This is a genomic window from Vibrio sp. 1180_3, assembly GCF_029478545.1.
Taxonomy (GTDB): Bacteria; Pseudomonadota; Gammaproteobacteria; order Enterobacterales; family Vibrionaceae; genus Vibrio; species Vibrio aestuarianus.
In genome coordinates this window covers 1-22,429 of the sequence record NZ_SJFM01000035.1, presented here as the reverse complement: position 1 = coordinate 22,429, position 22,429 = coordinate 1, and the positions used below count along the sequence as shown (strand labels likewise).

At 41.9% G+C, this 22,429-nt stretch carries 17 protein-coding genes and 3 pseudogenes; 7 read left to right on the top strand and 13 right to left on the bottom strand.

Features of this window, described 5'->3' with window-relative positions; translation table 11 throughout:
• Positions 1-19 precede the first annotated feature (19 nt).
• Together EYW48_RS17385 and gltS are read right to left on the bottom strand one after the other, a co-directional pair.
• Complete coding sequence (locus EYW48_RS17385; protein WP_252920841.1) at positions 20-595, bottom strand: hypothetical protein; 576 nt, start codon at positions 593-595, stop codon at positions 20-22.
• Between the two features lie 482 nt (positions 596-1,077).
• Complete coding sequence (gene gltS / locus EYW48_RS17380) at positions 1,078-2,334, bottom strand: sodium/glutamate symporter (protein WP_168521956.1); 1,257 nt, start codon at positions 2,332-2,334, stop codon at positions 1,078-1,080.
• 321 nt (positions 2,335-2,655) lie between these two features.
• On the opposite strand from gltS, the gene EYW48_RS17375 reads away from it, so the two are divergent.
• Complete coding sequence (locus EYW48_RS17375; RefSeq protein WP_274694293.1) at positions 2,656-2,796, top strand: hypothetical protein; 141 nt, start codon at positions 2,656-2,658, stop codon at positions 2,794-2,796.
• A gap of 75 nt (positions 2,797-2,871) precedes the next feature.
• On the opposite strand, the gene EYW48_RS17370 is transcribed toward EYW48_RS17375, so the two are convergent.
• Positions 2,872-5,304 carry an MMPL family transporter gene (locus EYW48_RS17370; protein ID WP_277432733.1) on the bottom strand — a complete coding sequence of 811 codons (2,433 nt, stop codon included), beginning with the start codon at positions 5,302-5,304 and terminating at the stop codon, positions 2,872-2,874.
• Between the two features lie 150 nt (positions 5,305-5,454).
• A complete protein-coding gene (locus tag EYW48_RS17365) occupies positions 5,455-6,150 on the bottom strand; it encodes a VC0807 family protein (RefSeq protein WP_168521961.1) in 696 nt (231 codons plus the stop codon).
• Between the two features lie 286 nt (positions 6,151-6,436).
• Here EYW48_RS17365 and EYW48_RS17360 point away from each other — a divergent pair.
• Positions 6,437-6,607: pseudogene (locus EYW48_RS17360) on the top strand (IS1 family transposase); the annotation flags it as partial.
• 6 nt (positions 6,608-6,613) lie between these two features.
• On the opposite strand, the pseudogene EYW48_RS17355 reads toward EYW48_RS17360, so the two are convergent.
• Together EYW48_RS17355 and EYW48_RS17350 are read right to left on the bottom strand one after the other, a co-directional pair.
• Positions 6,614-6,688: pseudogene (locus EYW48_RS17355) on the bottom strand (DDE-type integrase/transposase/recombinase); the annotation flags it as partial.
• A 75-nt stretch (positions 6,689-6,763) separates the two neighbouring features.
• Positions 6,764-6,913, bottom strand: coding sequence for a hypothetical protein (locus EYW48_RS17350; protein ID WP_261927395.1), 150 nt, complete (start codon positions 6,911-6,913; stop codon positions 6,764-6,766).
• Between the two features lie 279 nt (positions 6,914-7,192).
• Here EYW48_RS17350 and EYW48_RS17345 point away from each other — a divergent pair, with 279 nt between their 5' ends.
• Both EYW48_RS17345 and EYW48_RS17340 read left to right on the top strand, forming a co-directional pair.
• Positions 7,193-7,504, top strand: coding sequence for a hypothetical protein (locus tag EYW48_RS17345; RefSeq protein ID WP_277432732.1), 312 nt, complete (start codon positions 7,193-7,195; stop codon positions 7,502-7,504).
• Between the two features lie 985 nt (positions 7,505-8,489).
• A complete protein-coding gene (locus tag EYW48_RS17340) occupies positions 8,490-9,572 on the top strand; it encodes a DUF4056 domain-containing protein (RefSeq protein ID WP_277432731.1) in 1,083 nt (360 codons plus the stop codon).
• A gap of 88 nt (positions 9,573-9,660) precedes the next feature.
• Here EYW48_RS17340 and EYW48_RS17335 read toward each other — a convergent pair whose 3' ends face one another.
• The 4 genes from EYW48_RS17335 to EYW48_RS17320 form a co-directional block, all read right to left on the bottom strand.
• The gene (locus tag EYW48_RS17335) at positions 9,661-11,424 is read right to left on the bottom strand and encodes a transporter (RefSeq protein ID WP_277432730.1); all 1,764 of its coding nucleotides are present in this window, start codon (positions 11,422-11,424) and stop codon (positions 9,661-9,663) included.
• A gap of 340 nt (positions 11,425-11,764) precedes the next feature.
• Positions 11,765-12,391, bottom strand: coding sequence for a bifunctional 4-hydroxy-2-oxoglutarate aldolase/2-dehydro-3-deoxy-phosphogluconate aldolase (locus tag EYW48_RS17330; protein WP_053309412.1), 627 nt, complete (start codon positions 12,389-12,391; stop codon positions 11,765-11,767).
• A 55-nt stretch (positions 12,392-12,446) separates the two neighbouring features.
• On the bottom strand, positions 12,447-13,379 hold the full coding sequence (locus tag EYW48_RS17325) for a sugar kinase (protein ID WP_171981120.1): 933 nt from the start codon (positions 13,377-13,379) through the stop codon (positions 12,447-12,449).
• A gap of 31 nt (positions 13,380-13,410) precedes the next feature.
• Complete coding sequence (locus EYW48_RS17320) at positions 13,411-13,746, bottom strand: cupin domain-containing protein (RefSeq protein ID WP_171981121.1); 336 nt, start codon at positions 13,744-13,746, stop codon at positions 13,411-13,413.
• Between the two features lie 306 nt (positions 13,747-14,052).
• Between EYW48_RS17320 and EYW48_RS17315 the strand changes: the two genes are divergently transcribed.
• Together EYW48_RS17315 and EYW48_RS17310 are read left to right on the top strand one after the other, a co-directional pair.
• On the top strand, positions 14,053-16,254 hold the full coding sequence (locus EYW48_RS17315; RefSeq protein ID WP_171981122.1) for a heparinase II/III family protein: 2,202 nt from the start codon (positions 14,053-14,055) through the stop codon (positions 16,252-16,254).
• Positions 16,254-18,404 (top strand): heparinase II/III family protein, encoded by a 2,151-nt coding sequence (locus EYW48_RS17310; RefSeq protein WP_172532371.1) that lies wholly within the window; start codon positions 16,254-16,256, stop codon positions 18,402-18,404. The genes EYW48_RS17315 and EYW48_RS17310 overlap by 1 nt, the downstream gene beginning before the upstream one ends.
• Positions 18,405-18,794: 390 nt before the next feature.
• Here EYW48_RS17310 and EYW48_RS17305 read toward each other — a convergent pair whose 3' ends face one another.
• Both EYW48_RS17305 and EYW48_RS17300 read right to left on the bottom strand, forming a co-directional pair.
• Positions 18,795-20,162, bottom strand: a complete 1,368-nt coding sequence (locus tag EYW48_RS17305; protein ID WP_171981124.1) for an MATE family efflux transporter — start codon at positions 20,160-20,162, stop codon at positions 18,795-18,797.
• A gap of 166 nt (positions 20,163-20,328) precedes the next feature.
• Positions 20,329-21,042: a FadR/GntR family transcriptional regulator gene (locus EYW48_RS17300; protein ID WP_053309417.1), complete on the bottom strand. Its 714-nt coding sequence runs from the start codon at positions 21,040-21,042 to the stop codon at positions 20,329-20,331.
• Positions 21,043-21,406: 364 nt separating this feature from the next.
• Here EYW48_RS17300 and EYW48_RS17295 point away from each other — a divergent pair, with 364 nt between their 5' ends.
• Positions 21,407-22,126, top strand: coding sequence for a FadR/GntR family transcriptional regulator (locus EYW48_RS17295; RefSeq protein WP_053309418.1), 720 nt, complete (start codon positions 21,407-21,409; stop codon positions 22,124-22,126).
• Between the two features lie 188 nt (positions 22,127-22,314).
• On the opposite strand, the pseudogene EYW48_RS17290 reads toward EYW48_RS17295, so the two are convergent.
• A pseudogene (locus tag EYW48_RS17290) lies at positions 22,315-22,429 on the bottom strand (IS630 family transposase); the annotation flags it as partial.

Genomic DNA, 22,429 nt, shown 5'->3' with positions numbered 1-22,429 from the left:
GAAATACTTCCTTGAAACGCTATAGATCAGCTTTTGAAATGGATAAAAAATTTGCGACTTTTTCAGCAGAATTTAATTTTGGAAAGAAAGTTTGCCATTCTTTTGACTGATAAATACTTCGTTTACCGTCATCTTTTTTAAACCATGCTCGTAAATAAAAACTGATTTTCTTTGTATCACTGATAAAGCATTTTGATAGAAGATCATTTGTTAAATCGAATAACACGATTGCTCTTTTTATGTCTGAAGAAGGCTTCTTTTTTAGAACAAAAACAAGAATAGAATGATCACTAGGAAGTTGAAGCTGGGCGATCGCACACCTTAATTTTGTAAGTGTAAATGAACCAGTTAAAGTTTTATATTGCTTTCGATATCGGTAGCAAATTATAGGTGATTGTAGTGAGAGTAGATTGAAAAGATAGGCCGATTTATCTATTGTTTCATTCGATGTTCTTAGACCTGAAAATGGATTTGCTTGGCTGAATAGTTCCTCGACCGTATCATCTGGTTTTAGTTCATTGACCTTTACTTTTGTAAGATCGATGTTGTCCAATAGTGTTGCATTAAAACGTTGAATCCCATCTTCCAAAATCACCTTCCGTATAAAATATGATCAGTTTTAGATACTTTAAAATTGTGGCCTTATTGTGTCCATTTTAGTCTTAAAAGTTGTGATGCGTCTCGAAAACATAGGTCATATCCAACGTTATTAATAGGTTTATCCGAGATTTCAGATCGTTGTAATATGTATTACCTGTCTTGACATGGTAGGGGTCGGCGATTCGAGTTCGCCTAGACCCACCAAATTAAACAACAAAGCCCGCTAAAAAGCGGGCTTTGTTGTATCTAGAGTTTATCTCGCTTCTCCCAAGTTTCCCCATTCTAATTTTTCATATTTATGCGTTCAAATTTCATTGAGCTATACCTGATTGTGACCATCTGTGCCAACCCAATATGTGAATTTAGGATGGATTCAATTCCATCTGGTTTTACTTAAGTGGTATTAGCTGAAAAGAAACGGCCTTGCAGTAAACAAGGCCGTGCAGTTAAATCAGAGAAATGTGTGTTAGCTGATGATTAGTAGTAGGCAAAAAAGTTAATCCACAAGGCATTAACGATATCGATAAAGAAACCACAGACCAGCGGCAAAATAATGAAGGCCCGATGGGCGGCGCCGTGTTGTTGGGTTACCGCTGTCATGTTCACGATGGCTGTTGCCGTAGAGCCTAATGTCACACCGCCAAAGCCGGCACAAATCACCGCAGCTTCGTAATCCTTACCCATGGCTCGAAACACCACAAAAATCGTGTAAAGCACCGACATCAGTACTTGTAGACCAATGATGACCATGATGTAGAAGAAGCTGCCTTCTAGCTCCCATACTTTTAGGCCCATTAAGGCCATGGTTAAGAACATGCCTAGACAAATATCTTGGATTAATGACAGACCTTTTTCACCATCACGCACATTATTTAATAATTTAGTACTGTTCTTTCGTAATACGTAAATCTTTAAGCTGTTACCGATGAGGATACCGGCTAACAAACAGGCCACAAACATGGGTAATTTTAAACCTAGCTCGGTTAAGGCGGCATTGATGAAATGCCCCCCGATAAGGGATAAATTTAAGAATAACCAAGCCCTTAAAACACCAAAGTAATCAACTTGTAGCCCTTTTTCACCGTCTTGATGAGTGGTACCTATATCAAGTTCGCTATCATGGTTACCGGTTAGTTTATGGCGTTTCATTAAATAAGCGGCGATGGGGCCGCCAATCGAACACGCTGCAATTAAGCCTAATGTATTGGACGCAAGTCCTAGCTCTAAGGCATTGGCAATACCCAAATCGTTGACAAAAGTTGGGCCCCAAGCCATTGCTGTGCCTACTCCCCCTGTGAGGGAGATTGAGCCAGACATTAAACCCGCCTTGGGATCAAAGCCAAATAGAGTAGCAACACTGATGCCTAACAGGTTTTGCAAAAAAATGTATAAACCGGCAAGCAGCAATAGTACTAATAAAGGTTTTCCCCCCTTGATAAGGGTGGCAAAGTCGGCTTTTAGGCCAATCCCCGCAAAAAAGTAGAGCAATAGTATATCGGCCACGTCTAGTTCAAATTGAACTTGGATGTTAAAGGCGTAATACAAAATACCGACGATACTGGCGCAGAAAAAGCCGCCAACGACCGGCTCTGGAATACTATACTTTTGCAATACCGTGCTTTTGGAAATGATGTATTTCCCCATAAATAAAGCAGTGATAGCCAAAGTAAAAGCCAAAAAGGCTTGCACTTGGACCAGTTGTTTTACTGCTTCATGAATTATATTTGGTTCCATTGGAGAGTTTACCCTTGTCAAAAAAGTCGATTTTACTGAGTTAGCGCAATCGGGTTACTGCATTCTAGATGGTATGGTTAAAAGGATAAAGGAGTAACAATAAAAAAAACAATGGCTTGATATTGCAGAATAACAGGATATCTTAGACACTTTTTGATACAGACAAAATGCCAATAGCGTGTCGAGTCAGCTCCACTGGCGCGATGACGAGTTTGTACGGTGTTTGTTGGCAAAAAAATAGAACAAAAACTGATCCGCACCATCAATACTAGACAACACGCTAAGCGATTTTCCATACTTTTACTTATTCATGAATAGCTAATGTTCAATTTTCCGAAACGCGTTCCTGTCCAAAAGGTGTTTGATAGCCAAAATGGAAACTGTGATCACCAAGCGATTCTGTCGTATCGTAACTACCAAGACCTGCTCGTAGCAGTAATGATCGTTCCTATTGTTATGTAACTTTCTTACACTCTACTCTCGTATTTTTGTTGAGGGTTGGTGTTTGGTTTTTATTGCGCTTAGGCTACCTTGTCGTTATTTAATCGAATCTCGTTGTTTGGGCTTGGTCATCTCAAGCGTAAGCGGCAGCAGCACCAAACTGAATAGCAGAATGCTACTTAACGCTATCGACAGCACCACGCCTATTGAATGCATTCCCTGATGCTGAGCGACAATGAGCGCACCAAACGTCATCAAGGTCGATAAACAACTCACTAATGTGGCATTGGGAGTGGATGTGGCAAAAAAGGCGTGAATGTCACCCTCTTTACGAAAACGGTTGACGATGTGAATACCGTTGTCCACACCCAGTCCGAATATGAGTGGAATGACGATGATATTGGCCATATTGAGCGACAGCCCTAGCCAGTGCATCAGACCCAACGTGGTTATGGATGATAGGATCAACGGAATAAAGATAAGCAAAATATCGCGTTTGTTGCGGATCGCCATCATCAGGATCAAGCTGATAAGCACAATAGCGAGTAAGATCGCTTGCTGAAAAGCTGAAACGATAATCTTACCCACTTGTTGCTCTGCTACGGCACGGCCTACGGCATTGGGGGCGATCGCTTGAACTTGACTAATAAAACGCGCTACGTTGTCGACATTGGTCATGTCATCTTTAGGGGTAATGGTAACGAGAAATTTGCCATTATCACTGACAAAGCGATTCAATAGCTCTGCTGGTAGATCGTCCATACCTGGGTTATCACTCGTCTGTATCGAATCCATCATGCCTGTTAGTCCAGAAAACAGTTGTTGCTCTGTATCGTCTGGCAAAGTATCAGGCAGTTGTTCTGCTCCCTCCCACTGTTTTTCAATCGCACTTTGCTTAAACTCGGTATAGCTGAGCGGGGCGGGAAGATCTGCCAATTGCAGAGTTTGCATTAATCTACTCTGGCGAGCTGACCAGTCTTGGGGCAAAAAGTCAGTTGCGATAGTCACGTGACTAACGGATGACTGTGTGATGAGCTGCTGTTTCCACTGTTGCGCTTGCTGCTCATCCTCGGCAATTGCGTGTAATTGGTAGCTTGAACCCAAGCCCAGTTGTTGCAATTGGTTCAGTGCGACAACCGACGCTGAATCCGGGTTTTTTAGTACCAAGGTAGAAAAGTCGAACTTAAACTGGCTCGCGCCAACCAACATCAGCACAAACCAGACGCCTACCGCGACAATAATCCCACGTGAATAACGATGAAGGCGGATACCATAACGCTTGCTGACACTGTGGCTTTCTTTACTGCGATTGGTCGGAAAACCGAACAGTTGAAAAAACACGGGCACGATGACAAACGTGGCCACTAGGCCCAACAGCATGCCGAGTGCTGAAATCACGCCAAGCTCACCCAGTCCGGTATATGCCGTTGGATAGAAACTCATAAAACCAATAGCAGAGGAGAGCGCACACAAGCTCAATGGCCTGATTGAATGCTGAATGGCGAGTTTGGTGCTGACGAGATTGTCAGGGTTACCCCGACGTTGTTCTTGAATGTGCAAGCATAAGTGAATGGCAAAATCGACGGCTAGACCAATAAACATCACCATAAAGACGATCGAGATGGTGCTGTAGTGGCCGATTAAGGCTAAACCTGCGGCGAAGGTCCAGGTTAGTCCAATTAATACGGTGACATAACAAGCTAAAATGACCCGTAATGAGCGTATACCAATAGCTAAAATCAGTAGTAACCCAACCAAAGATGCGCTTCCCGCAAAGGCAATGCTGTTTTCCGCATCGTTAATTTCATCAAAATCAAGCGCAGTTTGTCCGGTATAGCTCACTTCTACGCCGTTTGGTTTGGGAATAGATGCAATGGTGGTGTTGAGGTTATCTATGATGGCGCGATTAGGATTTTTTTGTTGGTTATTGGCCGCACCCGCTAACGTAATCACAAAGTGCTTGGGAGTATTGAGCCCACTTTGCATCGTTTGTTGCCAGTCAACAAGATTGGACTGACTCGCGGTCAGCAGAGGCTCAAGCAGTGCACTGTCCGCAGAGTCGTGCTGACTGATTAAGGCGAGATAGTGTTCAATTCTATTTGCTGGTAGCTGTGACGCCAAAAACGCAGGAGCCACAGATTGTTCGAATTGCGCCATGAATTGTTTCAAATCGTCTTCCGGCAAAAAACCGAGCGCGTATTGATCGAACCAAGTTAAGGAGCTGGGTGCAAATACATCCAGAATAATATCTTGTTGGGAAAACGCCTCGGCTAGTTGGTTGGTGTAGGTTTTGGCCTGCTGACCATTTTGCCCGCTGACCAAAACGGTGATGTTGCCGTTATCTGGGAACAGCCGATTGACTTCATTCAGATTATCTAGCCAGTCTCCCTCTTGTTGAACTAAGGAAGACAAGTCGGCATTAACCTTGAAATGTTGCTGACCATACCAAGCACTAAAGGCGGTTACGATGATGATGAAACTGGCCAGCCAAACAGGGCGAGCGTTCAGGAGAGAAAAGAGTTTATTCACAATGTTCGCTAGATTAGTCACATTAAATATGTGTCTATTCTAGCGTTAAACCCGACCAATTTGGATGGAAATATTGTCTGGTGATCTAAATTGGCAGATTGATTCCGTCGTCTTCACCACTTAACGTAGCACAAGCATTAAGTGGGGGCGTTATTTGATGTGGAAAATCTGTTCTGTTTCTAGCGATGTCATGGCTCGGACTTGGCGCCAGATGTAATAGAAAATGCCAAACATCATCAACATACTTGGGATTGCAATCATCGGGTAGCTGTACAGTGTCATCTTACCTAATTCTTCATTAAAGGCCGCAGTACCTGCTGGGCTCGTTACAATCCAAGTGGCGAGGAAATAGTTCATTGCCGATGAAAACGCAAAGGTGCTGGCAAACAAGTAATTTGAAGACATTAAGCAGCGTTCAAATGCTTCAGTTTTGCCATTCTCTTGCAAGCGCTCGTTGATCTGCGGTAGGTTCAACACGGTGTCATTGAGCAGTATTTTTTGCATCAGTGGATAGCGAGTAAAGGTGGAAGCCAATACAGCAAGCCCGATCAAACCTGGAATTAATGCCTCTTTTAGTGCTAACCAACGTGTATCCAGCTCCAGCAGACCGATACCACCGGTTAATAGTACACTGATAAAACCGAGTGCGGAAATGAAGTTAAATTTCTTATTCCGAATCAGATCCATGCCACCGTAAATGATCGGAAATGCCAGCGCGACAGCCAGTGCCATCGCTGTTCCTAAGTGCTCATCGCCACTAAATTTCATTAATATGAAGGAAGGGATGAATACGTTAAACAGGATCTCGAATAGGGGATTGGACTTTTTCGCGGTTGTGTTACTCATAATTCTACTGACTCTACAATGTTGTCTGCCATTTTACTCTGATATGGAGTGTTCATCCAGTCACGTCAGATGTAAAGGGTTAAAGCCTTGAGTTATGTAACGACTTATGAAAGTGGTGTGTTTGATTTAATAGCAAGGCTTATATTTGGAAGTGTACGTATTAGGTACAATTCGCGTGCGTGTCGCTCGATCATTCAATTTAAGACATCACGTTTTCTTCTGTGCATGGTGCTTTCGTTATCAAATCCCACCCAAGTTTAGCTCACAATTTTCAGAGCGAAGTTAGAGGGTTACGCAACGCATAGAGCGAACCAATCTGATGTTACATTCCAGACTTAAGCGTTTAGTTCGTAAGAACATCGGTTTTTCAAAGTCAGAAGAAATGCATGATAAGGTTATCGGAACCTTTATGAACAAGAGTTCTATTGGTAGATCAACTGATTTGAGTCTCAACTAGGAAAAGATTGATGGCACGATAAAGATAGAACCATTTTCCTCTCACCTTGACGTAAGTTTCATCGAGTTGCCATGAGGCGTTTTCATTGCACTTCAATTTCGTACGTTAAGCCCTAAAACTCGGACTTTTATTAAAACGCTGGCTTTACCACTCCCATTACTTCTCAAAAGCTCGTTTTTCTTTGAGCTCTTCAATTCGCTTTCGGGTGGCCATTACCTTGTTATCGTCGGGATGACGTTTAATTGCGCTTCCTTTTAGGTAAAGCCTGTATTGCTCTGAATTAGCTTTTGGACGGTTTTTTTTCATATCACTTTCCTTTTTAGGGGACGCCAAAAAAAAAGACGCTTCACCAAGGATGCGTCAAAAGCATGTAAGCATGAGCACTATTCTGATAAGGATAGTCAGATAAGGTCAAAATGCAGGTTTACTGTCTAAAAAAGCAGTCACTATGGCAAGTGAATTTATGCCACAAAACTCATATTTTGTGGCTGGCTTAAGATTTATGAATAAAATAATTCGACTGGACTGATTTATATATTGAATAATATTTATAGAGTGACATTTATTTTTCTAAGGATAGAAAGCGTGAATATTGATGAAATAAAAGAAACAATAGCTCAGGATTTATTGGATGAAATCATCATCGTAGAATATGGGGCGGCTCCACAGTGGACTATCCGTTCTGTATTAAACAATAACGATGTTCATATTTTTACTGATTGTAGCGGCCAACTTATTGAGTTATTAGAGTTAAATTTGGCAATTAAAATAGCCGTTGTTTTAACCAAGAATGTATCGTGTAAAATATCTCGTGTAAAAAGCGAGCAGTGCCCAACCCAAAGTTTTTCTCGCAATACAATGGCAGACCTTAGCCAGTTGATTGATAGGAGACCATAATTTGATAGACCAACGATGAATGGTGGCATGGTCAACATTCATCCCTCGCTCTCGTTGAATTTATTCAATTCCCCGTCACTGAGTTTGTATGCGAGGTCATAGCGGATGGTTTCAATCATGACTTCTGAAGGAAAATGGCAGCCTTTAAATATTAAAATTCAGAGTGAGATATGAGTATTGCGTAGATTCTAAGCTAAGGGATGAAACTTTGTGACATGACCCAAAATTCCAATATCAACATCAAAAAGTACATCAATATGAATTAGCGCGCATATTGGCTTGCGCTATAATCAGCCACACCTCCCCAAAAAGCTAGGTAATAACATGTACTATTACTATAGAGGATTTAAAATACAAGTAAGAGGGAATGTGAAATACGTTCAATTAAGTAAAGGTCGGGATATCTCGGACACTTGTTCAATACGAATCAAAAAAAACATAGATGATATTATTGATCTCAACACTGGCGCAAATTCATCCCAAAAGCCAAAAGATCAATTCTGGAAAAATCAGATAAAATCAAAGCATTAAAAATAATACGTGCCATATGTCGGGGTTCTTTCGCAAACGTGGATGAAGGCGTAATAAAGCTACTACTCAACGCTAGCATGTCTGTACTAGTGTGGCAGGCTCTTCCGTCCTCAGCCAAAAATCTAACTACCCCTTGTTCAATATCCTCAGTGACTCAATGCCGTTGTTTAAATACTTAACTTACCGCTGCTGAACGTCCTGACGGAACTTACAATTGTATAGTTCACTGCCGCACAGGCCGATCTAAAGGTATACTCATTGAAAATTGTTGTTAGGTGTGCATAATGCACCGAAGTTCGCAAGTTATTTGCCTTTAACTTGTGATGCTTGCCCGATAAGTAGGGAATAAGGCTTATTTATTACGCTCGATACACGTTTTTAATCAAACCCGATGAACCCTCTATTTCAATATTCATGAAGCATTCTGACTTAAGTCGTAATCAAAAGGTAAAAGATGAAATTAAAATTGGTTATAGCCCTCAACTTATTACTAGTAAATGCACCAAGCTTTGCTGCTGAAAGCGTCGCTCCCACAGGACTTAGACCTTGCTGCGCCTTTGGTATTCATATGAAGTCTGAGTTAGGTGTGATTCCAGTTCCCTTTTTTAAAGTGGATAACATTGTTGAACTGTCTGACCTAGAACAACACAGGTACAACGATGGCAGCCAGGGTGTTACAAGTAGCTTATTGGGAACTGGCGATGAAAAAAATGGCCTGATTTATACTAGCAAAGGCGGAATTATCGATACTGCTCATGTTCGAGATACCGCGGACTATACTGCATTTTTGTACACACAAATTAAAGATAACCTAGGAACGGATATGCAAATTGTCTTAGACGATGAATTGCGTAGCCGTGTTATCAACTTGACCCAACAAACCGTTGGAATGACGGCTGATGAACAAAAATTGGCTGAAATACAGTTAAGTGCACTTCTCGCTTTTCGTCTTGCTCAGTGGCATGAAATTGCACAATGGTTTGGGTTCACATCTGTGAAGGGGTTTAAAGAGTACCCTTCGGCATTCTCTCCTGAAGATCTCTATTCAAACATGCTAGGTTCTATCATTGCCATAGAGGTATTGCAAAACTTGCCAGAGCTGACGAAAGAAACATACCAAGTGGCATTCACGGAAGTGTTTCAACGTAAGCTTCAAGAGCTAGGTGCCCAAGATTACGATCGTACTGAAAAAATAATGAATGATATGGATGGCGCGTGGTGGGATAGCGGCAAACGTCTACCTGATAAATGGGTAGTAAAAACTCGAGACTACACACCTCGTCTTACGATTAAGCCTAATTGGGGCGATACTGAAGAGCTAGTGACACTTTCATTGGAGCCGCTTGCTAATTTGGAGTCGTGGGGATACCTAACCTTAGTTGCAAGCAAAAAAGAGAAAAATTTCTCTGAGTTACCTTCGGATTTCACAAGTAAAAAAGTATGGGTGACTGATGATTTTACGACGATAGCTAAATTTGCGAAATCTATCGATGATAAACATGAACTAAACCGAAACGAACTACTTCCGCCTTACTAAAAGTTCTTTGAATTGAATGAGTTTCTAGCATGATACTAAAAATCCCGCCGAATATGGCGGGATTTGACTAGATAATGAAGAGACTTATTTAAATGGCAGACTCTTTACTTGTAACCGAATTTTTACGTGCAGCATTGACCAACAATATCCCAACAGTTAACACGATAGAGCCACACAGCAAGAACAATAAGCGGCCCGTTGGTTCGTTAGGAATGAGCGCCATTATCAGAACACCAAAGCCCGCAACACAGATAAGGTTACCTAGCATTGAACGCTGTTTTGTATCCAAATTCTGTTGCTCTTCACCTTGCGCAATAAGTGGCGTATTCCAGTTTTCAAACAGTTGGTCAACTTCTTTCTCACGTTCAGGTGACAAGCCTTTGTAGAAGCGTGTGGTGAGTAAGAAGAAACCACCAGTTAGAACTACGTGAGCCGCTAAGCTAAGACCAACTTTCAGATCAGCCCATTCACGGCCTGTTAGAGCTTGGTCAAGACCAAATAGATGCTCAATGTCGCTTGCTTGTAGTGAAATACCAAACACATAAGAGACGACACCACCAATGATCAGCGTTGTCCAACCCGCCCAATCTGGAGTTTTGCGTACCCACATACCTAGAAGCACAGGGATCAGCATTGGGAAGCCAATCAAAGCGCCTACGTTTAATACGATATCAAATAGGCTTAAATGGCGTAGAGAGTTAATAAATAGGCCAATCGCAATGATGATGATACCCATCATAATGGTCGTTAATTTACTAACCATCACCAATTCTTTCTGTGTGGCGTTTTTACGTAAAATAGGTTGATAGAAATTACATACAAAGATACCAGCGTTACGGTTCAAGCCTGAGTCCATTGAAGACATGGTTGCTGCAAACATTGCAGACATCAGTAAGCCAACCATACCAGCAGGCATGATGTTTTGAACGAATGCCAAATAAGCGGCATCACCAGCTTTGTTGCCCATTGAAGCATATTGAGATGCGAAGTCTGGCATAAATGCGCTTACATACCAAGGTGGTAGGAACCAGATAAGCGGTCCGACAATCATTAATATACAAGCCAGTCCTGCCGCTTTACGCGCATTTTCACTGTCTTTTGCACATAGATAACGGTATGCGTTGATGCTGTTGTTCATAACACCGAATTGTTTGACGAAAATGAACACCACCCAAAGAATAAAAATGCTGACATAGTTCAGGTTATTACCGAACATGAAATCACCATTGAAGTTTTCAACGATGTTTCCAATGCCGCCGCCATGGAAATAAGCTGCGATTGCACAAGTGATCGTTACTGCCATAATGACGAGCATTTGCATAAAGTCAGAGGCAACGACAGCCCAAGAACCACCAGTTACTGCCATAATGACCAGTACCACACCAGTAAAGATGATGGTTGCTTCCATGGGAATATTGAATACTGCTGCAACAAAAATGGCTAGACCATTTAGCCAAATCCCGGCAGATATGAGGCTATCTGGCATGCCTGCCCATGTAAAGAATTGCTCAGATGTTTTTCCGAAACGTTGACGAATGGCTTCAATAGCCGTCACGACCCGCAGTTGACGGAATTTTGGAGCAAAGTAGATGTAGTTCATGAAATAGCCAAATGCGTTGGCTAAGAAAAGGATTACAACGACGAAACCGTCACTGAATGCGCGTCCTGCAGCTCCTGTAAACGTCCATGCTGAAAATTGTGTCATGAAGGCAGTTGCACCCACCATCCACCACAACATTTTGCCGCCCCCACGAAAATAATCGCTAGTTGAGGTGGTGAATTTTCTAAACATCCACCCAATAGCAATTAAGAACATGAAGTAGGCGAGTACCACGATAGTATCAATAGTCATTTTTCAGCCTTAAAGGTTTAAGTCAATTATCTAAGACGTATACTATCTTATCGTCTGGTTTATTTGTAGTACAATAACTCTTTATCGTGATCTTAATCTCACCATTTTTACCGTTAAAGTTTGTTTGCACGGCCTTTTTTGCATGTTTTATGGGGTTTTTGATGAGTTAATACGAAATGGGAAACATTACCACCCTTTAATTGTATTACTAAACTTCGTGATTTGATAAGGCGATGTATGGATATTACGCGAATAGGGAAATAGACAAGATAGATAGCGAGGAGAGAAAAAAGCCCCTTGCGTAAAGAGGTGCAAGAGGCCGGACAGAATAAAAATAAACTTACGCGTTAACGTGAGCGACGGCATCACGAACTAATGTGCCTAGCTCTTCCCATTGACCTTGATCAATCAGTTGAGTTGGAACCATCCAAGTGCCACCACATGCAAGTACTGATGATACAGATAAGTAGTCATCGATATTGTTTAGACTTACGCCACCGGTTGGCATGAATTTTACGGGGTATACTGCTGATAACGCTTTTAACATATTCACACCGCCAGAAGGCTCGGCTGGGAAAAACTTCAAGGTGCGTAGTCCCATCTCCATTGCTTGCTCAACTAAACTTGGGTTATTAACGCCAGGTACGATTGGAATATTCTTATCCAAACAATATTGAACCGTCCGTGGGTTAAAACCAGGGCTAACAATAAAGTCGACACCAGCTTCGATGGCTTGGTCTACTTGATCGTTAGTTAAAATCGTGCCTGCACCGATTAACATTTCTGGAAATTCATCACGCATTGTACGAATTGCTTCAGCAGCACAAGGAGTACGGAAGGTGATTTCTGCACAAGGCATACCATTTTCCATCAGTGCTCGGCCCAGTGGGATTGCATCTTCCACTTTGTTAATAGCGATAACAGGGATAACTTTGAGTGCAGAAAGTTGCTCGTTTAATGTCGACATGGTTTTATCTCTTTGTAAGCAAAATAAACCTCAGTTAAGAGGTTTATTAAAAATATTATAAGGATAGCTTTGGCATAGCTTGCTCTGGGATGATAGCGCCGTGATGCTGAATAACACTACCAGCGACGGTATGCCCAGCAAATGCAGATTCTTTTGGTGTTCCACCACACAGGCGTTTTGCCAAGTATCCAGCACTAAATGAGTCACCAGCGGCTGTGGTATCGACCACGTTATCGACACGTGTTGCTGGTACATACTGTGCACATTCGGCATCAATCACCAAGCAGTCTTTACTGCCACGTTTGATAACAATTTCTTTTACGCCAGCTTGAGTCGTACGGTCAATACACTGTTCAAGATAGAGGTCACCATAAAGCAGCTGCTCATCATCAAAGGTTAGTAGGGCCGTGTGCGTAAACGTAAGCATTTTTGTATAGTTTTCGATAGCTTCTCGCTGGCTATTCCACAGTTTAGGACGGTAGTTGTTATCAAAAATAACTTGCCCCCCTTTTGCTTTGTATGCCTCTAAGAAGCTAAACAGAGTATTGCGGCCGTTTTCTGTGAGAATTGCTAATGTAATACCGCTTAGGTAGATAGCATCGAACTCGAATAATTTATCCACGAGCGTAGGGGAGCTTGTTTGATCAAATAGGTATTTTGCCGCAGCATCATTACGCCAATACATAAAGCTACGCTCACCAGTACTATCGGTTTCGATGTAATAAAGCCCAGGTTGTTTATTTTCAATACGCAAAACAAGCTCGGTGTTTAGTCCCTCAGCTTGCCATTTCTGAATCATGGTTTCGCTAAATGGGTCTTGGCCGAGTGCCGTAACGTAATTGGTTTGTACTTGTTGTGCTTTTGTTAGTCGAGACAGATACAAAGCCGTATTTAGCGTGTCACCACCAAAAGACTGGGTAAATGCACCCGCTTTTTTTTGCAGTTCAACCATGCACTCACCAATGACGGCGATCTTTACAGAGTTCATATTCTTACCTTAATCAGCGGTGTTGGTTGTGTTAACTCAGGAAGTCTGCACGAGCAGGAGAAAACATATCAAGTAATATACTGTCTTGCTCAAGAGCAACTGCACCGTGCACAAAGTGCTTAGGTGCGATATAAGCATCACCAGCTTTAAGTACTTTTTTTACACCATCGACTTCAGCTTCAAAGCTACCGCTTACTACATAACCAATTTGGTCATGAATTTCGTGTGCGTGCGGAGCCCCAATAGCACCTTTATCAAAACATAGATGGACAGCCATTAGCTCGTCAGTGTAACCAACAATTTTACGCTTGATGCCACCGCCCAACTCTTCCCAAGGATTTTCTTGCAAATTAAAGAAATGGTTCATGTAGGTTCTCCTAAGCAAATATCGAATCAAATTTTCATGCTGGGTATTATAACCAAATCCACAATAAATAATACAATATGTTTTTATTGTGTGATGCTAATCAATCTCATCTCATTTTTTTGTTTATAATCAGTTGGTTGTATTTTCATTGATCTTTTGGTAGCTGTATGAACAGCCTCGTTTAAAAGGGAAATTTGTGATTTCCTTCATTATTTAACGAGTATTTAGTATGATTTAATCTCATATTGTATTACTTTATGCGGAGTTTAAGAAACGAATCTCTTTAGTAAGAGGGTGACAAAAATTATGACGACACAACCAATTTTGCTGACGAATGCAGAAATAGAGCAGCTTCACCAAGAAATAGGACGCCCTAGCTTAATGGGGAAAACTATTGAAGCGTATAAGAAAGAGGTGGAGGCATTTATGCGTTTGCCACTTGATGTTCCTGGACATGGTGAAGCGGGTGGTTATGAACACAACCGCCATAAACAAAACTATACGTACATGAACTTAGCCGGTCGTCTTTTCTTGATCACTAAAGAGGATAAATACGCGAAATTTGTCCGTGATTTATTAGCGATTTATGCCGAAAAATACCTCACGTTTGATTTTCATGTTCAGAAAAACACCAATCCAACGGGACGCTTATTTCACCAAATTTTGAATGAGCATTGTTGGTTGATGTTTACGAGTTTAGCCTACTCATGCATTGCTTCTAGCATGACCGAGCAGGAACGCCACACTGTTGTGACGCGTATTTTTGAACCTATGTTGGACATGTTTACCGTTAAATACGCTCATGACTTTGACCGAATTCATAACCACGGCATTTGGGCTGTGGCGGCGGTTGGTATTTGTGGTTTGGCGATTGGTAAACGTAAGTACTTAGACATGTCGGTCTATGGCTTAGAGCGTAATGAAACGGGTGGTTTCCTAGCGCAGATTTCACAATTGTTCGCGCCTTCTGGCTACTACATGGAAGGGCCTTACTATCACCGTTATGCGATTAGACCGACCTGTGTGTTTGCGGAAGTGATTCACCGCCATATGCCTGAAATTGATATTTATAATTATAAAGACAAAGTGATTGGCAATACAGTACAGGCATTACTTGCCACCGCGTATCCGAACGGAGAGTTCCCTGCATTAAATGATGCTTCACGTACCATGGGCATCACTGATATGGGTGTGCAGGTTGCGTTAAGTGTTTATGCAAAACACTACGGATCTCAAGACTCTGGTGGTGTTGATAATAATATTTTAGGCATGGCGAAAATTCAAAATTCAGTATGGATGCATTCGTGTGGTTTAGAGTTGTCACAAGCGTATGAGAAAGCAACGGCTCAGCGTGAAATTGGCATGCCTTTTTGGCCAAGTGTTGAGCTTAATGAAGGTCCTAATGGTGATAAGGGCGCACAAGGCTTTATCCGTATGCAGGATAAAAAAGGCGATGTGTCTCAACTGGTGATGAACTACGGTCAGCATGGTATGGGTCATGGCAACTTTGACACGCTCGGTATTTCGTTTTTTAACCGCGGTCATGAAGTACTGCGTGAATACGGCTTCTGTCGTTGGGTTAATGTTGAGCCTAAATTCGGCGGCCGTTACCTAGACGAAAACAAATCGTACGCTCGTCAGACCATTGCTCATAACGCAGTAACGATTGATGAAAAATGTCAGAATAACTTCGACGTTGAACGTGCAGACTCAGTACACGGTTTGCCTCATTTCTTCAAAGTAGAAGATGAGAAAGTCAATGGCATGAGTGCATTTGCCAACGATCACTACGATGGTTTTGACATGCAACGCAGCGTATTCATGCTAAACATTGAAGAGCTAGAATCTCCGTTATTGTTAGACCTATATCGCTTAGATTCTACAAAAGGCGGTGAAGGTGAGCACCAGTACGATTACTCCCATCAATATGCAGGTCAGATTGTTCGTACTAACTTTGAATACCAAACTCATAAAGAATTAAATACCTTAGGCAGCGATTTTGGTTATCAACACCTTTGGAACGTAGCCAGTGGTGAAGTAAGCCAAACGGCATTGGTAAGTTGGCTACAAAACAACACCTACTACACATGGTTGGGCACAAGTTCAAACGACAATGCTGAAGTTATCTTCACTCGCTCTGGGGCAAATGATCCATCATTCAATTTACGCAGTGAACCAGCATTCATCCTTCGCAGTAAAGGTGAATCAACCTTGTTTGCTTCAGTACTTGAGACACACGGCTACTTCAATGAAGAGTTCGAACAGTCAGTAAGTGCGCGAGGTGTTGTACAAAACATCACTATTATTGGTCATAATGACGTTGGTTCCGTTGTCGAAATTAAGACTGCGGTTTCTGACGTAATCGTGATGATCAGTAATCAACTTGGTGCCACAGAAAACACCAAACATACCTTAGAATTCCATGGTAAAGCATACAGTTGGACAGGTTTCTATTCTTTAGAAATCAATCAATTAGAGCAAGGTCCCGCTGGGCAGGAGAAAAAATAATGAGCTATCAACCACTATTACTTAACTTTGAAGAAGCCGCAGAGCTTCGTAAAGATCTTGGCAAGGATAGCCTGTTAGGAAAAGCGCTTGCGCGTGATATTAAACAAACTGACGCTTATATGGCGGAAGTTGGCATTGAAGTGCCAGGTCATGGTGAAGGTGGCGGCTATGAGCATAATCGCCATAAGCAAAACTATATCCATATGGATCTTGCAGGTCGTCTGTTTCTCATTACCGAACAAGCGAAATATCGTGATTATATCGTGGATATGCTTACCGCGTACGCAACGGTCTATCCAACGCTTGAAAGCAACGTAAGCCGTGACTCTAATCCTCCAGGTAAGCTGTTCCACCAAACGCTGAACGAAAACATGTGGATGCTGTACGCATCTTGTGCTTACAGCTGCATTTATCACACGATTTCAGAAGAGCAGAAGCGTCTTATTGAAGATGATCTTCTTAAGCAGATGATTGAAATGTTCGTAGTCACTTACGCACACGACTTTGATATCGTACACAACCATGGCCTATGGGCAGTGGCTGCGGTAGGTATCTGTGGTTACGCGATAAATGATCAAGAGTCAGTGGACAAAGCGCTTTACGGCCTGAAACTAGACAAAGTCAGCGGCGGTTTCCTCGCGCAACTTGACCAACTGTTCTCGCCAGATGGCTACTACATGGAGGGTCCTTACTACCACCGTTTCTCGTTACGTCCAATCTACCTGTTTGCAGAAGCGATTGAACGTCGCCAACCAGAGCTTGGTATTTACGAATTCAACGATTCAGTAATTAAGACAACCTCTTACGCGGTATTTAAAACGGCATTCCCTGACGGCACATTGCCAGCACTGAACGATTCATCGAAAACGATTTCTATCAATGATGAGGGCGTAATCATGGCAACGTCTGTGTGTTACCACCGTTACGAGCAAACGGATACTTTACTTGGTATGGCAAATCACCAACAAGACGTATGGGTTCATTCATCTGGTCAAACACTTTCTAATGCGGTTGCAAAGGCAGAAAATATAAAAGCATTTAATTGGGGAAGCCTGTTTGTTACCGATGGCCCTAAAGGTGAGAAAGGTGGCGTAAGCATTCTTCGTCACCGTGACGATCAAGACGACGACACCATGGCGTTGATCTGGTTTGGTCAACACGGCAGCGATCACCAGTACCACTCAGCGCTTGATCACGGCCACTACGACGGTCTACACCTCAGTGTATTCAACCGTGGTCATGAAGTGTTGCACGATTATGGTTTTGGTCGTTGGGTAAACGTTGAACCAAAATTTGGCGGTCGTTACATTCCAGAAAATAAATCTTACTGCAAGCAAACCGTCGCTCACAACACAGTAACGGTTGATCAAAAAACACAAAACAACTTCGATACCGCATTGGCTGAGTCTAAGTTTGGTCAGAAGCATTTCTTTGTTGCCAACAATAAATCTTTACAAGGAATGAGCGGCTCTATTTCTGACTACTACACTGGCGTCGATATGCAACGCAGTGTGCTTCTTGCTGAAATTCCTGAATTTGAAAAACCGCTAGTGATTGATATCTACCGTATTGAAGCGGATGCAGAGCATCAGTATGACTTACCAGTCCATCATTCAGGTCAAATTATTCGTACTGATTTTGATTACCAAATCGAAAGTACGTTGAAGCCACTTGGTGAAGATAACGGTTACCAACATCTATGGAACGTTGCGTCAGGTAAAGTGGAAGGTAGCTCACTGGTTAGTTGGTTACACGATAACAGTTACTACAGTATGGTCACTAGTGCGGTTGAAGGGAGTGAAGTAATTTTTGTTCGCACAGGGGCAAATGATCCAGACTTTAACTTAAAGAGCGAACCTGCATTTATTTTGCGTCAGTCTGGTCAAAACCATGTGTTTGCATCAGTACTAGAAACTCACGGTTACTTTAACGAATCTATAGAGGCATCGGTAGGTGCTCGCGGTCTTGTTGAATCTGTGTCTGTTGCGGGCCATAACAGTGTCGGGACTGTTATCCGCATACAGACCACTTCGGGTAACACTTACCACTACGGCATTTCAAACCAAGCTGAGAATGAACAAAATACGCTTCATTCGGTAGAGTTTGGTGGTGAAACGTTCTCGTGGGAAGGTGCGTTCGCCCAACTATAATATTTTCGACACTCATATCTTTGCGGGAACGAAGATAGAGATTACATCGGAAATAAGTCCAAGCCAGATAGCTGATGTTATCTGGCTTTTTTGTATGTGCTATACGTGGTTTAGATTTTTTGTCTAGAAATAGGGCGTGTTGATCTTTCGTGCTGATTGTGAGAAGAGCTGATACAACGTTTGTATACCCTTCCGACTTGAAGTTGCAGCGGTGTTGGCTACGTTTTCTCACCTCAATCACATAGTTTATCTATGCTCATGGGGATTCACTCACTTGCCGCCTACCTACGACTTCAAGTTGTTTGGGTATAGATTGATATTACTAAAAGAATGAAGAATGAAGGAGAGGGGATTTTTCACTCTCCTACTCAGTTATTAAATGCTATAAATTTAGTCATACATCAGCTTTTCAGCTTTCTGCATATCGAATTCTTTCAGTGACTTTCTGGCTAAATGCCGGAACGGCAGCATCTTAACGATTTCTTCAAAGGGCTGAATCGCGAAGGCCCAAAAAATTGACCCATCGAAAACAAGCACAATCAACGCACATAACGGGATTGAAATAATCCACTGGCCAGTGAAATTAATCTTAAAGACATCGGTGGTTTTTCCTAGGGCTCGTAAGACATTGCCATGCACCGTGTTATAACCTCGAACGATAGGTAAAAAGATATATAACGGAGCAATAGCAGCCAGTGCATGGTAAGTTGATGGCGCTAACTCTGGGTAAATATCACCAATGACAACACTTATTGCTGCAAAAAGCCCTGCACAGAGAATGGAAATGTAAACCGCAACATCAATACTAGTATCGACATCTTTTACAAGGCTATCCATTTTACGTGAGCCTATCGCTTGGCTGATGGTGATCGCTGAAGAATGAGCCCAGGCCGTGATAAATTGAGATCCTGCGCGAACCCAGGGCATAACGAGTGTAATCGCTACATAAGCGTTAATATTCAGTTGTGAATAGATTAACTGATAGATAGTGGCCCCTATCGATAGAATGGTGATGTTTGCCGCAACTGGAAAAATTTCAAGGAAATGCTGGCGAATATTACGAGCTAATGAAGGTAAGTGAGGGCGGATATCAAGATTAACGTGTGAACCGAAATGTAAACAAACCGAGAGATACAACAACCGGACACCAATCGCGATAAGACTTCCAAGTGCAGCCCCTTGAACACCAATGCCTTCAAATTGAGAAAATCCATGTATGAAAACAAAAGACAGTAAGGCATTGAGCGGCATTTCAATTAAGTAGCCTTTGAAAGGGATTTTTGTCCTTCCTAGGCCATTAAACAGGGCGATCATCACCTGTGTCAGTGCGGTAAATAACACAAGGTATTTGGAAATACTGAGGTAACTGTTGATTTGTACGTAAAGCGATGAATCATCGGTCAGTAATTGGATCAACGATTGGTCAAACAGCGTTAACAGTAGCCAGAAAAAGATGGCAGCTAACGAATTGATGATTAACCCAGACAAAAAAGCCTTCGATAGTGAAGTATTTAACCCAGAACCAACTGCGCGACTTAGTACTAATTGAGTGCCGTTAGCCAAAGCCATCTGAATACCTAATACAAACGCAATTATCGTCGTCGCGATACCCATAGCTGCTAAAGAAAGTTCACCTAGTGGAGATACAAGTAGAGTATCAATCATTAACATTGACTGCATTAAAATGGCATTAAGCGCCAATGGCCAGGCGAGTGATAGATTCTTTCGAAGGTAAGATTGGGAAGACACAAAGACCACCTAAAATAAAAGCAACAACAAGGTGGCTTTGTGCGCCACAATGGTATTGCGCTAATGAACTTCAATGATATTTAACCGCAAAAGACAACTAGCTTATTGCAAGTTAATTCACGTTGTTTGCGGCTCAACTTTCTGTTTAATAGATATTTAATATCTCGCTTATCGGTTAGCTAGCGATATGGGCGAGTTTTTGGTTTTCATCATCTAGCAGTTGTTGCGAAGCAATTCTAGCTTGAGAAGCATTACCCGTCATGATGGCATCGTAAATGGCCTTGTGCTCTGATAAACAGAATCGACCACCTTCGGCGGAATGGTCGATAAACTGTTTAAAAATAGCAGACAAAATATTGCTAAACGGGATGTAAAATTGATTGTCTGTTGACAGAAAAATAGTCTGGTGAAACTGATGATCATTGAGTGCCCAGCTGTCGTAATCAAAGCTGTTAGCAGCCCGCGTCATTTCTTGGAAAAAAATCGACAGCTGTTTACGTTGCTCCACAGTGGCATTGGTTGCAGCAAGTGCACAAGCTTCTGGTTCTAAGGCTTTTCGTAATCCTAAAAACTGTGAAAGGAAAGGCTGAATATCGTCTAAATCTTGAATCCAGTCGAGCAATTGAGGGTCTAGAAATTGCCATTGTGCACGGGGAGAAACTAAAGTGCCTACCTTTGGCTTAGACTCAATAAGTCCCTTAGCTGAAACCAATTTTGTTGATTCTCTTAACGTAGTTCGACTGATCCCGAGCTGCTGACACAGTGTCATTTCATTAGGCAGTTTATAATGTTCTTTAAGCTCACCTGATAATATTTTTCGTGCTAGTTGCCTAGCAACTTGTACATGAATTCTTCGGCTAGAATCTTCAACCAAGGAGAATAGCGACATAGTGGCCACCTTATGCAGTGCTGTGTTTGAAGCGTAATGATTAGAAAACCAAGCAAAAATGCTCCTCAATATGACATAAATAATACAATATTACCTTGTTAATTCAAATGACAAGCTGAACCATTGGTCAAATATTGTGATTTGAGCTCAAGATATGTGATTTGGTGCACGCTTATTGGTTATAGTGATGACGTGGAAGAGGGGGCAAGCAAGGATTGGAGCATGTCATTGATACAAGAAAGTCAAAATAGCAGTTTAAAAGCACTTAAATACATCACGTTTATAGAAAGTAGGTTTGTTGCCATTGAGTATAAAGTGCTATAATTTTCGTTAAATAATACATATTAAAAATAAGTAGTAACCTATGGCGAGTGCTTTTAATTCTATCTCTGATTCAAAACGTAGTTTGCATGTACAAGTTGCTCGTGAAATTGCACGTGGCATTCTTTCTGGTGATTTACCCCAAGGTTCGATTATTCCGGGGGAGATGGATCTTTGTGAACAGTTTGGTGTTAGTCGAACTGCGTTGCGTGAGGCTGTTAAATTATTGACATCCAAAGGACTTTTGGAGTCTAGGCCAAAAATTGGCACACGCGTTATGAACCGAGCTTACTGGAACTTTTTAGACTCTCAGCTTATCGAATGGATGGATGGGTTGGCTGACAACGATGAATTTTGTCTTCAATTTCTCGGCCTCCGATATGCCATTGAACCTGCTGCTTGTGCTTTAGCTGCTCGCAATGCAACGGCAGAGCAACGGATTGAACTTTCTGCGGCTTTCCAAGCCATGTGTGAAGTGGCTGAAGCTGAAGAGTTTGACCAACAACGATGGTTGGAAGTGGATACAAAATTTCATAGTCTGATTTTTAACTCAACAGGCAATGATTTCTACCTGCCGTTTGGTAACATTTTGACCACTATGTTTGTTAACTTTATATCGCACTCTTCTGAGGAAGGAAGTACCTGTATTAATGAACATCGCCACATCTACGATGCGATTATGGCTGGTAATAGTGAAAAAGCTCGCCAAGCTTCGGCAGACCATTTGCAGGCGACGAATCACCGGTTGCCAGTCGTTAATTAGTTCAAAACGACGTATTACGCTTCTGTGATTAATTTTAAAAAAAGCATACATTGGTATGCTTTTTTATTTTGTTGATTATATATTAATACTAATTAATCACAGGTATTCGCCATGACACAATCTCTATTGCCAAATATTGTTCAGTTTGTTGGTCAAATGGATCCCTTTGATAAATTTTCTATACCGAATCAACTTGAAGATGCAGGCTTGAGAACCTGAAAATGATCATTAATTCGAGATGTCAAAGAGCCTGCGATCTCTGGAAGAGTCACAGAAAAAAATTGGTCTATTGCCGCCTTGAAG

Coding starts and splice junctions, on each gene's coding strand:
- EYW48_RS17375 (WP_274694293.1), top strand. CDS start 2,656: ATGTTCAATTTTCCGAAACGCGTTCCTGTCCAAAAGGTGTTTGATAGC.
- EYW48_RS17325 (WP_171981120.1), bottom strand. CDS start 13,379: ATGAACTCTGTAAAGATCGCCGTCATTGGTGAGTGCATGGTTGAACTG.
- EYW48_RS17310 (WP_172532371.1), top strand. CDS start 16,254: ATGAGCTATCAACCACTATTACTTAACTTTGAAGAAGCCGCAGAGCTT.
- EYW48_RS17365 (WP_168521961.1), bottom strand. CDS start 6,150: ATGAGTAACACAACCGCGAAAAAGTCCAATCCCCTATTCGAGATCCTG.
- gltS (WP_168521956.1), bottom strand. CDS start 2,334: ATGGAACCAAATATAATTCATGAAGCAGTAAAACAACTGGTCCAAGTG.
- EYW48_RS17295 (WP_053309418.1), top strand. CDS start 21,407: ATGGCGAGTGCTTTTAATTCTATCTCTGATTCAAAACGTAGTTTGCAT.
- EYW48_RS17340 (WP_277432731.1), top strand. CDS start 8,490: ATGAAATTAAAATTGGTTATAGCCCTCAACTTATTACTAGTAAATGCA.
- EYW48_RS17320 (WP_171981121.1), bottom strand. CDS start 13,746: ATGAACCATTTCTTTAATTTGCAAGAAAATCCTTGGGAAGAGTTGGGC.
- EYW48_RS17335 (WP_277432730.1), bottom strand. CDS start 11,424: ATGACTATTGATACTATCGTGGTACTCGCCTACTTCATGTTCTTAATT.
- EYW48_RS17300 (WP_053309417.1), bottom strand. CDS start 21,042: ATGTCGCTATTCTCCTTGGTTGAAGATTCTAGCCGAAGAATTCATGTA.
- EYW48_RS17330 (WP_053309412.1), bottom strand. CDS start 12,391: ATGTCGACATTAAACGAGCAACTTTCTGCACTCAAAGTTATCCCTGTT.
- EYW48_RS17350 (WP_261927395.1), bottom strand. CDS start 6,913: ATGAAAAAAAACCGTCCAAAAGCTAATTCAGAGCAATACAGGCTTTAC.
- EYW48_RS17315 (WP_171981122.1), top strand. CDS start 14,053: ATGACGACACAACCAATTTTGCTGACGAATGCAGAAATAGAGCAGCTT.